The 15,127-nt window shown below is 64.1% G+C and carries 10 protein-coding genes; 7 read left to right on the top strand and 3 right to left on the bottom strand.

Translation table 11 applies throughout. From position 1 onward, the window contains the following. The first annotated feature begins 67 nt into the window (after positions 1 to 67). Positions 68 to 3,181, top strand: coding sequence for a sensor histidine kinase (locus ASE13_RS07885; RefSeq protein ID WP_056613281.1), 3,114 nt, complete (start codon positions 68 to 70; stop codon positions 3,179 to 3,181). Beyond that, the gene (locus ASE13_RS07890; protein WP_056613283.1) at positions 3,171 to 3,809 is read left to right on the top strand and encodes a response regulator transcription factor; all 639 of its coding nucleotides are present in this window, start codon (positions 3,171 to 3,173) and stop codon (positions 3,807 to 3,809) included. Before ASE13_RS07885 ends, ASE13_RS07890 begins: the two co-directional genes overlap by 11 nt. Here ASE13_RS07890 and ASE13_RS07895 read toward each other — a convergent pair. Then, entirely contained in the window at positions 3,806 to 4,555 is a 750-nt protein-coding gene (locus ASE13_RS07895) for an SDR family NAD(P)-dependent oxidoreductase (RefSeq protein WP_056613285.1), read from the bottom strand. The two genes, ASE13_RS07890 and ASE13_RS07895, sit on opposite strands and share 4 nt — an antisense overlap. A gap of 312 nt (positions 4,556 to 4,867) precedes the next feature. On the opposite strand from ASE13_RS07895, the gene ASE13_RS20150 reads away from it, so the two are divergent. Beyond that, complete coding sequence (locus tag ASE13_RS20150; protein ID WP_200955588.1) at positions 4,868 to 5,059, top strand: hypothetical protein; 192 nt, start codon at positions 4,868 to 4,870, stop codon at positions 5,057 to 5,059. After that, a complete protein-coding gene (locus ASE13_RS07900) occupies positions 4,992 to 5,603 on the top strand; it encodes a hypothetical protein (RefSeq protein ID WP_056613287.1) in 612 nt (203 codons plus the stop codon). The genes ASE13_RS20150 and ASE13_RS07900 overlap by 68 nt, the downstream gene beginning before the upstream one ends. 103 nt (positions 5,604 to 5,706) lie before the next feature. Here ASE13_RS07900 and ASE13_RS07905 read toward each other — a convergent pair whose 3' ends face one another. Then, entirely contained in the window at positions 5,707 to 8,082 is a 2,376-nt protein-coding gene (locus tag ASE13_RS07905; RefSeq protein WP_162254674.1) for a putative bifunctional diguanylate cyclase/phosphodiesterase, read from the bottom strand. A gap of 401 nt (positions 8,083 to 8,483) precedes the next feature. Between ASE13_RS07905 and ASE13_RS07910 the strand changes: the two genes are divergently transcribed. The 3 genes from ASE13_RS07910 (at position 8,484) to ASE13_RS07920 (ending at position 13,881) form a co-directional block, all read left to right on the top strand. Beyond that, positions 8,484 to 9,548 (top strand): serine hydrolase domain-containing protein, encoded by a 1,065-nt coding sequence (locus ASE13_RS07910; protein ID WP_162254675.1) that lies wholly within the window; start codon positions 8,484 to 8,486, stop codon positions 9,546 to 9,548. A 244-nt stretch (positions 9,549 to 9,792) separates the two neighbouring features. Beyond that, entirely contained in the window at positions 9,793 to 10,836 is a 1,044-nt protein-coding gene (locus ASE13_RS07915) for a rod shape-determining protein (protein WP_056613292.1), read from the top strand. Between the two features lie 546 nt (positions 10,837 to 11,382). After that, on the top strand, positions 11,383 to 13,881 hold the full coding sequence (locus ASE13_RS07920) for a hypothetical protein (protein ID WP_156404781.1): 2,499 nt from the start codon (positions 11,383 to 11,385) through the stop codon (positions 13,879 to 13,881). Positions 13,882 to 13,966: 85 nt separating this feature from the next. Here ASE13_RS07920 and ASE13_RS07925 read toward each other — a convergent pair whose 3' ends face one another. After that, a complete protein-coding gene (locus ASE13_RS07925) occupies positions 13,967 to 14,995 on the bottom strand; it encodes a hypothetical protein (RefSeq protein WP_056613296.1) in 1,029 nt (342 codons plus the stop codon). Positions 14,996 to 15,127 lie beyond the last annotated feature (132 nt).

Raw genomic sequence — 15,127 nt, forward strand, 5'->3', positions numbered from 1 at the left:
ACGGCGAAGGCCGGGTTGCTTCGGATTAGGCTCAGGCGGGAACCCCGGGGGAGTTGCTGGAACGACAATGCAACTGATCAGGGTCCTCCTCGCCGCCGCGATGCTGCTGCAGCCGGCCGCCATGGCGGCGGCCAGCCCTGATACGAATTCCCCGCGCCTGATGGCGCATTACACCCACCAGCGCTGGAGCGAGGAGAGCGACGCGCCTCGCCCGGTGTTCGCGCTGGCGCAGGACCAGCGCGGCTATCTGTGGATCGCCGCCGCCACGGGGCTTTTCCGCTTCGACGGCATCCGCTTCGAGCCGGTGGGTGCCGGCATCGACTTTGTCGCCCAAGGCGCGCCTTCGGCGATCCTCGTCCGGCGTAACGGCGATGTCTGGACCAATTTCGAGCGCACCGGCCGCTTCGCCGTCTATCGCGACGGCCGGCTGCGCCTCCTCGATGCACCGCCTTCGCCCGATCGTGTGCTCGCGATGCACGAGACTGCCGACGGTACGATCTGGGTGCTGACCGAAAAGATTGGATTGCCCCTGCTGCGATACCGGGCCGGTCGCTGGGCTTCGTTCGGCACCGAAGCCGGCGCACCGCTCGACAATCCGTTCAGCATGGTCGTCAGCGCGGACGGGACTGCCTGGGTCAGTTTCGCGCTGTCCGGCAAGGTGGCAAGGCTACGTCCCGGCGCCGGCAGGCTCGATTTCGTCCGTCACGATCCGGGTGCCCAAGGGCGATTGTCGCTGGATCGGCAAGGGCGCGTCTGGATCAGCGACGTGCGCGGGAGCTATCCGCTGACCGGCCCCGGCGCACAGGGCGCACCGCCGCCGCTTCGCCATCCCTACGCCACCGACGCCGGAGAAATCCGCGGCTGGCCGCGCTTCGATCGAGAAGGAAATCTGTGGATCGCCACTTATTATGGCGGGCTGCAACGCGTCACCCGGCCCGACCCACGCGGCGCCGCGACCAGGGCCGAGGCCGCTGCGCGGGTGGAGCGTTTCACCGCGCGCGACGGGTTATCGTCCAACGCCACGACCCGGGTCTTTCAGGACGCGGAAGGCAATGTCTGGGCCGGCACCCAGAACGGGCTCGACCGGTTCTGGCCGGCGACTCTGCGCAACGAACCCGGGCTTGCCCAGCCCGCCGCATATGGCGACCTGTTGCTGCGTGCATCCGACGGCACCGTCTATATCGGGGAAGCCGCGACTGTCTATCGCGTGCGGCCAAACGCGCGACCCGAGCCGATCTTCCGGAGCCCGGGCAACGAACCGCGTACGCTGTGCGAGGCGCCCGATGGCGCGATCTGGATCGGCCTGAACAACGGAAACGCGAACGGTCCGAACCCGGGCAAGCCGATCATGATCTGGCGGAATGGCAGCATCCGCCCCGGCCCGCGCGTCCCGCTCGATTATGTCGTGTACGACTGCGCCTTCGACGGGCGGGGCGATTTCTGGGTAACCGCCTGGCTGGGTGGCATGGCGCGGCTGCATCAGGGCCGCTGGCAGCGGATTGCCGGCGCGCCGGGGCAGCCATTCGCGCCGCGTTCGATGATAGCCGACGATCAGGGGCGGATCGTCGTACATTGGAGCGATCGCGTGCTGAGCCGGCTCGACGGGCTCACCCGGCAATCCTTTCCAATACCGTTCGGCGGATATGCGCCCGACGACATCTCGCTCAACCGCGATATTCCCAACGCCCTCCTAGTCGGCGGGGAATTTGGTCTCTCCCGCTTCGATGGCATGGGGTTTCGCACAGTCACTGCGCGGAGGTTGCCGCAGTTCAGCGGCGTCAACGGCACGGTTCGCACCGCCACCGGCGACACCTGGCTCGCCAGCCCGACAGGGATTTTGCGCTTGCGTTCGGCCGATCTCGACCGCGCCTTTGCCGAACCGGCCTGGACGCCGCCCATGCAGGTGTTCGACGCGGCAGACGGTCTCCGGAGCCGCCCCCATTCGCACAGTCGCAACGCGATCGTGCAGGGTGGCGACGGACGGCTCTGGATCGCCACCCAGACGGGCACCCTGTGGCTCGATCCCAGGGACGTGAAGCGCAGTATGACCGCGCCCAAGGTCGCGGTCGGCGCGCTCGTCGCGGACCGGGTCTATCGCGACCCGGTCAGCGTGACGCTCCCCGCTGGCCGCTCGAACATCCAGTTCGACTTCGCGGTGCTGAGCTTCTCCAATCCGCGCGCCGCCCAGGTCCGCTACCGGATCGAGGGGCAGGACACCGACTGGGTGGAAGCCGGCACGCGGCGCCAGGCCTTCTACACCAACCTCGCTCCCGGCACCTATCGCTTCCGGCTGATCGCGGCGAACAACAATGGGGTGTGGAACGAGGCCGGCGCCACGGTCGAGTTCACCATTCCGCCCACCTTCTTCCAATCGAAATGGTTCCTCGCTTTGTGCGCGGCGTTCGTGCTGGCGCTGCTCTGGCTCGCCTATCGGCTGCGCATGGCGCAGGTCGCCGGCCGCATCCGGACGCGGCTGGAGGAACGGCTGGGCGAGCGCGAGCGCATCGCCCGCGAGTTGCACGATACCTTGCTGCAAAGCGTGCAGGGCCTGGTGCTCCGCTTCCAGTCGGTCGCCAACAAGATGCCGCCTGAGGGGCCGGCGCGCGGCCAGCTCGAATCCGCGCTCGCGCGCGCCGACGACATCATCGCCGAGGGCCGCAACCGCGTACAGGACCTGCGCGGCGCCGGCGACAAGGGGGACCTGCCCGAATTGCTCAAGGAGCGCGCGGTGGCGGCCGGCTTCGATCCCGCGATCGGGGTGCGCATCGTGGTCGAAGGCCGTCAGCGCCCGGTCGATCCGCTCGTCGCGGTCGAACTCGGGCGGATCGTCGACGAGGCACTGTTCAACGTCTGCCGCCACGCCAATGCCAATGCGGTCGAGATCGTCGTCCGCTTCGGCACTCGCCAGCTCGGCGTGGAGATCCGCGACGACGGCGTGGGCATGCCGCCCGAAGTCGCCGCCCAGGGTCACAAGCCCGGCCATTTCGGTCTGGTCGGGATGCGCGAGCGTGCCGAACGGATCGGATGCAGCTTCTCGATCGACAGCCGCCCGGGCATGGGCTGCGCGGTTACCCTGACCCTGCCTGCCCGTCTCGCCTTCGCCGACCACGCGCCCGGCCGGCGCCGGCGGCTTTTCTCCCGACTTCTCCGCAACAGGAAAGAACCGAGCCATGCCGCCTGATAAGGGCGCCTCGCCCATCCGCATCCTGATCGTCGACGATCACCCGGTGTTGCGCGAAGGCGTCGCTTCGATCCTCGAGGACCGCACCGACATGATCTTGATCGGCGAGGCGCGTGACGGCGCGGAGGCAGTCGCGCGCTACCGCGAGCTGCGGCCCGACGTGACGCTGATGGACCTGCAGATGCCGGTGATGAACGGTGTCGATGCGATCACCGCGATCCGCGGTGATTTTCCCGATGCGCGCATCCTGGTTCTCACCACCTATGCCGGCGATGTGCAGGCAGTACGCGCGCTCAAGGCGGGGGCGACCGGCTATCTGCTCAAGAGCAGCCTGCGAACCGAGATGCTCGACGCGATCCACAACGTCCATCGCGGACGCCGCCACGTGCACGGCGACGTCGCCGCCGAGATCGCGCTGCACGTCGGCGAGGACAATCTGAGCGGACGCGAAATCGCAGTGCTGCGCCTCGTCGCCGAAGGCAAGGCGAACAAGGAGATCGGGAATGCGATGTCGCTCTCGGAAGAGACAGTGAAGGCGCATCTCAAGAACATATTCGCCAAGCTCGACGTCAGCGACCGCACCCATGCGGTGACGGTCGCCGCGCGGCGGGGGATCATCGAGCTCTAAAGGAGCGCCATCCCGCCATCGACGCGCAGGTTCACGCCGGTGATGAAGCTGCTCATGTCAGACGCCAGGAACAGCGCCGCGCTGGCCAGCTCCTCCGGCCGCCCGAGCCGCCCGAGCGGGATCGCCGCCGCCATCTGCGCCTCGAAAGCCGGGCGCTGTTCGGGCGTGACGCCGAGCTTGCCGAGTATCTCGGTATCGGTCGGTCCCGGGCTCAGCACATTGACGCGGATGCCGCGGTCCTTGAGCTCGAGCGCCCAGCTGCGTGCGAAGGCCCCGATCGCCGCCTTGGAGCCGGCATAGACGGCATGGCCGTCGAGCACCTTCTCGCTGGCCAACGAGCCGGTGATCACGATAGCACCCCGATCGCGCAGGATCGGCGCGATCTTCTGTACGCCAATGAACACGCCGCGCGTATTGGTCGCGAACTGCGCATCATATTCCGCCTCGGGCACCTCCCCGGAATGGCGGATCGTGTTGATTCCGGCATTGGCGATATAAATGTCGAGCACGCCGAACCGCTCGGCGATCTCGTCGGCGGCCCGGGCGTGGAATTCCGGATCGGCGACATCGCCCAGGACGTGCGAAGCCCCGGCCCCGATCCGTCGTACCGCTTCCTTCGCCGCGTCTTCACGGCGCCCGGAGACGATCACCCGGGCGCCCTCCACCGCAAACAGCTTTGCGATCGCGAAGCCGATGCCGCTGGTGCCGCCCGTGATCATCGCCGTCTTGCCGGTGAGCAATACCATATGTTCCTCCTGAATTGCGTCTACCCGGAGGTGGTCATGAGGGCCCATGTGCGTCACCTGTTCCTTGGTTCAGCCCCGCCCCTTCCAAGGTTTTAGCCGCTCCCCTCCCCTGGCCAGATGCGGTCGCCGCGCAAACCCGTCACAAGGCGGGTCGAGGCTCCGGTCGAAGTATTGGAGCAGCTTGGGGAGCCGTGTTAATCGGACGCGACAGGGATGATGAACGCAGGGGTTTTTCCGATTTCACCCTGCGGCCAACGAAGTGGCAGTCGAGCGTCCCACCTGTCCGGCTCTTCCAGTGCTCAGGAGGAATGAATGTCGCCGCCGATCCGTATCCTGCTCCAGACGACGATTCCGGGAATCGAAGACGACTGGAATATCGGTCGCTTCTCGATGCTGCGCGACTATCTTGCCGAACTGAGTCTGCACGCTCGGCGGCGTGGGCGAAGCGCATTTCTTCCACAGCAAGAAACCGGAGCCGGACGAAGCGCGCCGCGTCATCGATGACCGGGAGACCGGTTATATCCTCTGGCCGAACTATCATTCCGGCGCGAACGGCGATTTCCAGGAGATCCACATCGTCGGCGAACCGCATCGCGTGCTGCGCGATCCCGAAGCGCCCGGCGGATTGATCCGCTACCTGCCTTCGCATCCGCATGAAGGAGCGGTCGGCGCGCCACCCACGGACTCCTCCGCCCGGGTGATCGCCACGGGCACCAGCAAGGTGACCGGTCGCGCCTTCAACATCGCCGTGGCGTTCGAACCATCGGCCGCCGGCGGCCCCGCACTGGCGGAATCGACCTTCCACCACTTCACCGATTACAATTGGGACCCATCGCGCGGCTGCCCCAGCTTTGTCGGCGAGAAGCCGGGCCACGCGCTGGCGCATTCGCCCGAGGCCCAGCGATCGATCCGTCATTATGCAAGGAACCTGGCACTGTGGCTGGCCCGCCGATCTCCCACCGGCGTGGCTGCCGAAGCGCAAGACCGCGCCCTCGACGAGGCGCTGGACGAGAGTTTTCCCGCCAGCGACTCGCCTGCAATCTATTAATTGGGTTCCGCGCTCGGCGACCTCAATCCTTTTGCGTACGCGCATCCCCGCGAGCGTTGTCGATTGCGAGTGGTGTTCCAAAGGGCCATCCGGATTTGGAGGCTCAGGCCGACGCCGATCGTGCCCGGTGCCCGGAGGCCAGCGGGGTGAACGCATGGTTCAACAACGCATGCAGTTCGCTCTCGAGCAGCGCCTTGGAGAACAGGAACCCCTGCAGCTCATTGCAGCCTGCGACCTGGAGCAAGCATCCCTGTTCCTCGGTTTCCACGCCTTCCGCGGTGACGGAAAGCGCCATGGCATGCCCGAGAGCGATCACGGCCTGCACGATGGCGATCGCCTCGGGATCCTGCCCGAGCCGCTTCACGAAGCTCTTGTCGATCTTGATCCTGTCGACCTTGAACTTCTTCAGGTAGCTGAGACTGGAATAACCGGTTCCGAAATCGTCGAGCGCGATACGGAAGCCTTCCGCGCGCAGTTCCCGGAGCGCGGCTTTCACAAGCTCGTCGTCTTCGACGAGGATACTCTCCGTCACCTCAAGCTCGATCCGGCGGGGATCGATGTCCGCCTCGCGCACGATCGAACTGATCGACTGCGCCACGCCAGGCGTCCGGAACTGCACCGGCGAGATGTTCACGGCCATCGACAGTTCTGGCCAATTTAGCGCCACGCGGCACGCCTCGCCGAGCACCCAGTTACCGATCAGATCTATCAGGCCGCAATCCTCGGCCACCGGAATGAATGCGTCAGGCGCCAGTTCGCCACGGGTGGGATGCCGCCACCTTACCAGCGCCTCGAGCCCGACGATCTGCGCGCCGGATGCGTCAAGCTTTGGCTGGTACGCCACGAACAATTCGTCACCGGAGCGCAACGCGGCTCTCAGATCGTCTTCGATGACACGCCGGTTGGCAATGCTCTCATCCATCTCGGGACTGAAGAAGCGCCAGCCGTCGCGACCGCTCCCCTTGGCCCTATACATCGCGATGTCGGCCATTCGGAGCAGCTCCGTCTTGTCGGTCCCCTGCGCCGGGCAGATCGCGATCCCGATACTGCCGCCGACGTGCACTACGGATCCCATTATCTCGAACGGACCTCGCAATTCGGCCAGCGCCGCTTCGGCGACCCCGGCTAGTTGCTCGGTACCGCTGCAGTCGGTGATGCATACGGCGAATTCGTCACCGCCGAGGCGAGCCACGACGTTGTTGGCGCCCACGCAGTTCACGAGCCGCGCCGCGACAGCCTGAATCAACCTGTCGCCGGCCAGGTGGCCGAGCGTATCGTTGACGTTCTTGAAGCGATCGAGATCAATCAGCATTACACCAAGCTGCCGCTCCGCTCCCAGGTCGGCGATCGATTCCTCGACGAACTTGCTGAACGAGGCCCGGTTCGGAAGCGCGGTGAGCGGGTCGTGGTGCGCCAGATACTGGGCCTGCGACTCTTTCGCCTGAAGTTGCAGGCGCGCTTCTTCCAGCACCGCGATCGATCTCGCATCTCTGGACATGAGCCGGCCGATGCCGGCGATCAGCGCGGCCAGCAGCACGAGCAGAGCGAGGAGCGCGACTCCGCCCTGAAGCAGCACGGAGCCAAGAATGGCCTTGCCGGGCATTTCGGGCCGCCAGGTGAAATAGCCGATGCGCCGGCCGCGAAATGAGGACAGGGGCACGCTGTATTCACCGGACGCGCCGTCGGCCACTGTCCTGGTGAACCGGGCACCTGCGATTCCACGCACGCGTTGCAGGTCATGCATGAGGCTGGTGTTCAGGTAGCGAATGCTGACAAGCAGCGGTTCCGATCCCGCCGCCGCTTTGGGTTTGTGGGAATCGGGCACCATGCGCATGACGCTTGCGACCGCGGCCTTTCCCCGGATGTCGACCAGATCGGTGGCATGCACTGCGGTGGGAGAAGTCCGCACTGTGCTATCCGGATGCGGCTTTCGGTTGGGAAGACGTTCATGCGGATTGGCGGGGCCGGTACTCTCGCCTCGCACGGCATCGATGAGCGGGCGCACGCCCGCCTCGATCGAGGCAAACGTCTCGAGCTTCGCCCGAACGCCGTTTTCCATTGCGTAGACGGGGCGATTGCTGCCGTCGAGGATGACGTCCAGCTCGTGATTGAAAACATAGTTCAGCCATGTGCCCACATTCTGATCGAGCCAGTCCAGATCGGGTTTCTGCTTGCCGAGTTCCACGACGGCCGGGTCCCAGATCGCCACACCGGCCTGGCTTTGCGCAAGCTCGTCGAGTGTCGCCCCAATGGCGAGACGAACTTCGCGCTCTTGTCTGTCGCGGGTCGCCTGGTCGCTCCTTTCTGCCGTAGTCCACAAGCTCCACAGGCCGAACAGAACAAGTGCGGCAGCGAGACAGACGGTGGGTAACGCAACGAAAGCGATGAAGCGGCGTCTCGATCCTGCGATTTGGGTAGCTGGAGAGTGGAACATCGAACCGCGCACATGATCAGAGGAATGCGGATTGCCAAAAGCCAATGGGCTGCCTGCCCAAGGCGAAGGCAATATCGGGCAAAGGCGTCTAAATTCATTATAGGCCTGTTCGCGTCGACGACGCGCATTTGGCGGCCACATTGATCTCTCTCAGAGCGGCTGCGCCAGAAGTCTGGACGGTAAAATCGGGCGACTGCTTGCGAGCGGTAAAGCTAAGGCGCTTCCGCGGCCTCTACGGAGGTGCTTGCCATGAATCGAAACGCAGGCGATCCAATCAGATGCGATGCACACAGAATCAGGCTGTCGCGCTTTCGATGCGCTGCTTCCAAACAGGAGCCGGGAAAATGACAATGACGCGGCGGCAAGCCGTCCGATCGATCGGATTCGGCGCGGCTACGCTCTCCGCTCCGGTACTGGCAGCACCCCGATCCCGGAATTGGGGGAAAGTGATCGATTCCATTGCCCATAACGCGGTCGAGAAAGGAACTGTGGCCGGTCTCGCTATCGGAATCGGCGACAAGCACGGCCCCCTCTTTCTGCGCGGCTATGGCTTCGCAAACCTCGAGACGCGCGCACCCGCGGACGAGAACAGCGTCTTTCGCATCGCCTCGATCACCAAGACCTTCACCGCAGCCGCCGTGATGATGCAGAAGGAAAAGGGCAAGCTGCGCCTCGATCAGACACTCGCCGATTTTTACCCGGATATACCGGGGGCACGCGACATCACGCTGCGGCACCTCCTGTCCCATACGGCGGGGCTGCATGACTATTCCCAAGGCGGGTATCCGGCGTCGTATGGAAAATGGTCGACAGCGGACGAGTTCGCTCGGGGAGTCCTCGAGATGAAGCCGCTATACGACTTCCCACCCGGTACCCGATACAATTACAGCAATGGCGGCTACGTCCTGCTGGCAGGCGCGATCGAGAAAGCCTCCGGGACGACCTATGCGAAATTCCTGAAGGACCGCATCTTCCTGCCTTGCGGGATGACCGCGACCGAGGTCGATGCCCCTCTCGACGTCGCCGTCCGACGCGCGGACGGCTATTCTCTGATTGACGGCAAGCCGGGTACATTCCGACACGCCGATTATATGGACCGGCTACCCTTGTCTGCCGGGGCGATACGCTCTTCAGCCACCGACATGCTCCGCTGGTCGGCCGCCTTCTTCGGCGGACGAGTCGTATCGCCAGCCTCGGTCGCGGAAATGACGAAGCCTGCAACAGTGACCGGCGGCACACTGGTGGGCGACGCCCGCTGGTGGCCCCCGGGGTTCGATCCGGGCAAGCCCCCTGCATTCGCGACCGATGACAATTACGGCCTGGGCTGGGAGATGACGACCTTTTACGGGCGTCCCACAGCCAATCACAGCGGCGGCATCAATGGGTTCAATGCGATGCTCACCCATTATCTCGACGAGGATCTGACGTTGGTTTTGCTCGGGAATACCGATAATGGAGTCGTCGAGCCCTGGAGTGGGCTGATCCAGCAGCTTGGCTCCCGACGTCCCTAGCAGCTCGGAGCCGACCGACGATCCGGCGGGCCTCGGTGCGCTCGCCGGCACGTTCCACCGCGACGAACCTCGCCGTCTCGGCCAATTGGAGGATGGAATACACCTCAAGTGAGCGCCCTCGCAACTCGGGCAACCGCTAACCGGGTTGACCAGCCTTCGGTGCGAGCCCACCGAATGTTTTCACGCGGTCGATATGCAGTTCGCTCGACCCCGAGCCTCTGGCGACGCCAACAGATTGACTTCGATGCGGTTTTCTCGCTTTTTTCCTGGCGGCTCCTACGACCTTTCGATCGATCTCGGCACCGTAAACACGGTGGTATATCTGCGCGATAAAGGGATCGTTCTCAGCGAGCCCTCGGTCGTGGCGATGGAGACGATCAACGGGATCTCCCGCGTGCGTGCGGTCGGTGCGGAGGCAAAGCTCATGCTGGGCAAGACCCCTGACAATGTCCGTACAATCCGTCCGCTTCGCGACGGAGTGATCGCGGACATCGAAGTGGCGGAACAGATGATCAAGTACTTCATCGACAAGGCCCGCGGCGGATCGCGCAGGTTCGCGCGCAGCCCAGAGATCGCCATCAGCATTCCCAGCAGCGCTACCCAGGTGGAGCGGCGTGCAATCCAGCAGGCCGCTACGAACGCCGGCGCCCGCAAGGTGTACCTGATTGAAGAGTCCATGGCTGCCGCGATTGGCGCCGGCTTGCCCGTAACCGAGCCGATCGGCGCCATGGTCGTAGACATTGGCGGAGGCACGACCGAGGTCGCGATCCTCTCTCTGCGGGGACTGGCCTATAGCGCGTCCGTTCGCGTCGGCGGCGATCGAATGGATGACGCGATAGCGTTGGGTATCCGGCGCAAGCACAACCTGATGATCGGCGAAGTCACGGCTGAACGGATAAAAATGGAAATCGGAACCGCCCAGGCGCCGGCAGATGGTGTTGGCGCGGTAACGACGGTCAGGGGGCGTCACCTGGTCACCGGCATGCCCGCAGAAGTCGAGGTGAGCCAGGGAGAAATCTCCTACTTCCTTGCCGAATTGACCGCGCAGATCGTGGAAGCGACGTTTTCCGCGCTCGAAAAGGCAGAGCCTGAACTGGCATCCGACATCCATGGTCGGGGTATCGTCATGACCGGCGGCGGCAGCCTGCTTGCCGACCTCGACGGCGTGCTCTCGACGGCAACCGGGCTTCCGGTCACCGTCGCGGAAAATGCGCTGATGTGTGTGGCTATGGGCGCGGGGCGAGCTCTGGAAGACCCGACATATCGAGGCGTGTTGATCGGCACCTGACCCGCCGACCTTGTGAGCACTGGTCCTCGGCGGGCCGGCATCAAGGGTAGCTAACGCCCCAATAGCGGTCGTAATTCCCTCTCCGCCTGCTGCAGCCGATCAACATGGGATCCGCCAGCGGTCGCTTCAGCCGCCCGTTCTCGTCCTCAAGCACCTTCGGCCTGCGAGCCTGCGGCACGGCACCGCGCGCCTCTCGATCACTGCTCCGTCTTGCGGACATCCTGCCCTGTCCGCCGACAAAAATGTCGTTTTCCAGCGTGCTCATCTTGGGCGTTGCCCATTCTGTATTTGATCGACTGAACAGGTAATCAAATTCCATCTGGCACCGATTCGTCTTTAAGTGGTGGGTATATCCTTAGTTATATGATCTCGTGCGCTCATCATCGTTTGATATTCTGGAATTTGTGTCGAAACGACACCAGTAACGTCGACTGCGCTTGCCTGGAAGGCAACATATATCTTTGTGAATCATCTACGATTTGGTAGATTTTAGCGATGGGGCGCCAGAGATATTTCAGGACGACAATTTGCCTTCCTCTTTGGCTCGTGGCCATGCAGCCGGCAAGAGCAGACGAAACGGATGGCCCTCAGGATCAGCAGCCGCAGACTGCCGATGACATCGTCGTTTACGGCCCCCGGCTGGGATTGTTGCCGGGTGTCCCTCCGGAAAACGAACTCAACGAAGGCGATATCGCAGCGTACGGCGCCAACAGCGTCGGCGATCTGCTCGATCAGGTGGGCGGCGCAGCCGATGCGTCCGGTGAAGGCCCCGTGGTCCTGATCAATGGCCGGGAAACCAGCGGCCTGAACACGATAAACGACCTCCCGACCGAGGCAATTCGCAAGATCCAGGTGTTGCCGCAACGCGTGGCGGGTCGGCTGGGCGAACGTCCGACCCGGCGGGTGATCAATGTGGTGCTCAAGAACGACCACCGGCAGATCACCGGAAATGCCGAGGGGAGTTTCGCAACTGCCGGTGCGGGGCGCAGCTACAAAGCCGAGATCAACTTGTTGCGGCTGAAGGGCGGCAATCGCGACAGCCTGGTTTTCCGCAGCGAACGCGTCGATCCGCTGTTCGAAGGCGACCGCGACATCGTCAGCGAGCCATTGACGGCACCCTATGACAGTCGCGGCAATATCTTCGCGTCGACGATCCTGGGAGCGGAGATCGATCCGGCGTTGAGTGCGCTGGCGGGGCAAATGGTAATTGTCGCACCGGTTCCGGCCGGCAATGCGGCGCCGACCCTGGGGGCGCTGGCAGCCAATGGCAACCGACCCAATTTTACCGATGTTCGCGATTTTCGCACGCTTGCTGCCGGCAAGCGCATCTTCTCGGTGAACGGCAATATTGCGCGACAATGGGGGAAGACGGCGCTCTCGCTCAACGCGCGCGCGGAATGGGTGCGCACGGACTCGCAGTCGGGCCTTGCGGGCGTGTCGCTGACGCTGCCGGGCGGGTCGCCGTTTTCGCCGTTCACGCGCGATGTCAGGATCGCCCGCTACGTTGGCGACGCGCTGCGCCAGCAGGGCCACAACGCCAATCTCGAACTTGGCGGCGATTTCACGACGCCGGTCGGCGGCTGGAACCTGCGCCTTGCCGGAAACTGGCAACACCTTGCCGCCAGGACCGATAGCCAGGCGGCCTTCGATCCGGCCCCGCTCCAGGCCGCGATCAGCGCCGGCACGGTCGATCCGTTCGGAGCGCTGCCTGCCGGCCTGACACTGCTCCGGTACAATTTTGCGCGTTCGCGCAGCGACAATGCGTCGCTGCGGGCGACGCTTTCCGGGCGGGTGCTGGAATTGCCGGCGGGCGCGATGCGCGCCGCGGTGACGGCGGCGGTACGGACGGACCGGCTCGACGGGCGGTGGGAGTTCCTGTCGGTGCCGAACGCGACGGGGTTTACGCGAAACGAAGCGGCACTTTCCGGCAACCTTCAGGTCCCCCTCCTCGGCGACAAATCGCCGATCGGCGATCTGGAACTCGACCTCAATGGAGCGATCCGCAGGCTCAACCGGATCGGGACCGTCGAGGATTTCGGCACCGGCCTGGCGTGGCAACCGGCCAGGTCGCTGAATTTCCGCGGCGCGTTCGACATGCAACGGCTGGCGCCTTCGGCCCAGACACTCAGCGACCCGCAAATCGTCTATGAAAATTACCGTATCTTCGACTTTGTCACCGGACAGACGGTCCAGGTCCGCTATATAACGGGGGGTAACCCCGGTTTGCCCGTTGCCCGGCGCAGGATTTGGTCAGTCGGGGGCACTTGGCTGCCCTTCGACAGCGCCAATCTCATCCTGACCGCCGAATATTCCAGCCGGCGAACCGCCAATGTTCAGTCGACGCTCCCGCCTGTCAACGCGCAGGTCCAGACGGCATTTCCCGATCGCTTCGTTCGCGACGCCAACGGCGTCCTGACGATCGTCGACAGCCGGCCGGTCGCCTTTGCGTACGACAATAGCGACCAATTGCATTCGCGGATCGACTTTCATGGCTCGCTCGGAAAACCCGGTCCGGGACGCGCGGCCGGCTCGCGCAGCGATTCCGACGGCGCCTTTTCCTTCGACGGTCGGCCGCGCTTCAATTTCAGTCTCGAGCACAATTGGATCCTCCGCAGCGTGCGTCGCGCCCAGCTCGGCCTGCCCGAGATCGATTTGCTGGCCGGGGGAGCGACGGGATATGGCGGAGGCCTGGCTCGGCACACCGTCCGGGCTTCGGCCAATCTCGCCGGTCGGGGCGTGGGGATGCAGCTTTACGGTACCTGGCGCAGCGAAACGCTGATCAAGTCGTCCGAAACGCCCTCGCCAAGCGACCTGTTTTTTTCCGCGCAGACCAATGTGGATATGCGGCTTTTCGCCGATCTTGGCACGCTGGCGCCGAGCAACGCTGTTCTGAAAGGCGCGCGCTTGTCCCTGGCGGTGACCAATTTGCTGGATTCGAAGCAGCGGGTTCGTGATGGCAACGGACTGACACCGATACGGTATCAGCCCTATCTGTTGAACCCGCTCGGGCGCGTGATCACGATCGGACTTCGCAAGGTATTCTGAGCCGATCCGCCCTGGCCGCCGCCGGAATCAAAAGCCCCGCTAGTGTTATCTGGCGAGGCTCTTGAAGTCGGTAAGCTGGCGAAAATCAGACCACCGGGACCGTGACCCAATTGTGGCTGCCGTCATTGAGGTTCGGAACCCCGACAGTCGCGCCACCATTATACCAGACGGTCGTGCACTTATCGCCGGTATAGCCGTTCTGCTTGGCCCAGGCACCCGGTAGCTTCGTCCCGGACTTGCTCGGCGAGATGCAGACCACGACCTGACCGATGATCAGCGTCGCGCTGGTGTCGAAGCCTGCGCCGGCATCCTCATGCGCGCGGAGCGCATTGGTCTGGTCGACGTTGATCGCAGTCTGCGCTTCGTTGCCCTGCAGCGTCGCCGGATCGTTATAGGCATCATGGTGCTCCGTGTACGCCGCGGTGCCTTGGAACATGCAGTGCGGATTGGCGTCGCTGCCGCCATGGAACGGGTCGCCCCACCAGGTCGGGAGGTTCAGCGGATCTTCGCCTTGCTTGGTGAAGGCCGCGCAATTGCCCCGGACTGCATCCTCGGAACCGCCGAAGTCACCAGCGATCACGTAGATGCCGACCGCCGGATGGAAAATGTCCACCGCGGGGTGATAGAGCGCCTTGAGGATGTCGCAGCTGAACGCATGGGCGTACGTCGTCTTGAACGTTCCCATGAAATCATAGGTGCTGGCGCTGTAATGGCCGCCAACGGCCTGCTTGATCCCGAACATGTTGACGCTGCCGCCGTTGCGATACGGGTCGCCGAGAATTTCGACATGCCCCGGGGTGAAGGTGCCGGCGCCGACGAGGGTGCCGGCAATCGCGTCGGTGATCGAATGGGTGCCCGTTTCGACAGGTCCGGCAGCCAGCGTCACCGGGCCGAGCACCACCTGGCCGGACCAGATGTCGCCACCTGCGCCATCGGTGTCGTGCGCCATTGCCGCGGCGTCACAGGTGGTCTGCATTCCGGGAAGAACAACCTGCCCGGGATCGGCCGCCGGCGTCGGATCGACAAGGGTGACCGCGGCAAATGCCGGAATCGGGGCGACGGAGACTGCGAGCGCGATGATCGCACTGGCAGAGGCTCGAAAGGTCGGAATCATGGTCCACTCCTATTTTTTCCGCGAATTCATTATCTCCCTGTCCACGACTCGCAGTTCTATCGGGGGCTGTGAAAATCCTGCGACCGGTAAACCCAATAGTAAATAGGATGTTAACGGCTTTACGGTAATAAT

The sequence above is a fragment of the Sphingomonas sp. Root241 genome (genome assembly GCF_001428865.1).
Classification (GTDB): domain Bacteria; phylum Pseudomonadota; class Alphaproteobacteria; order Sphingomonadales; family Sphingomonadaceae; genus Sphingomonas.

Coding starts and splice junctions, on each gene's coding strand:
- ASE13_RS07915 (WP_056613292.1), top strand. CDS start 9,793: ATGCGGTTTTCTCGCTTTTTTCCTGGCGGCTCCTACGACCTTTCGATC.
- ASE13_RS07890 (WP_056613283.1), top strand. CDS start 3,171: ATGCCGCCTGATAAGGGCGCCTCGCCCATCCGCATCCTGATCGTCGAC.
- ASE13_RS20150 (WP_200955588.1), top strand. CDS start 4,868: ATGTCGCCGCCGATCCGTATCCTGCTCCAGACGACGATTCCGGGAATC.
- ASE13_RS07885 (WP_056613281.1), top strand. CDS start 68: ATGCAACTGATCAGGGTCCTCCTCGCCGCCGCGATGCTGCTGCAGCCG.
- ASE13_RS07925 (WP_056613296.1), bottom strand. CDS start 14,995: ATGATTCCGACCTTTCGAGCCTCTGCCAGTGCGATCATCGCGCTCGCA.
- ASE13_RS07895 (WP_056613285.1), bottom strand. CDS start 4,555: ATGGTATTGCTCACCGGCAAGACGGCGATGATCACGGGCGGCACCAGC.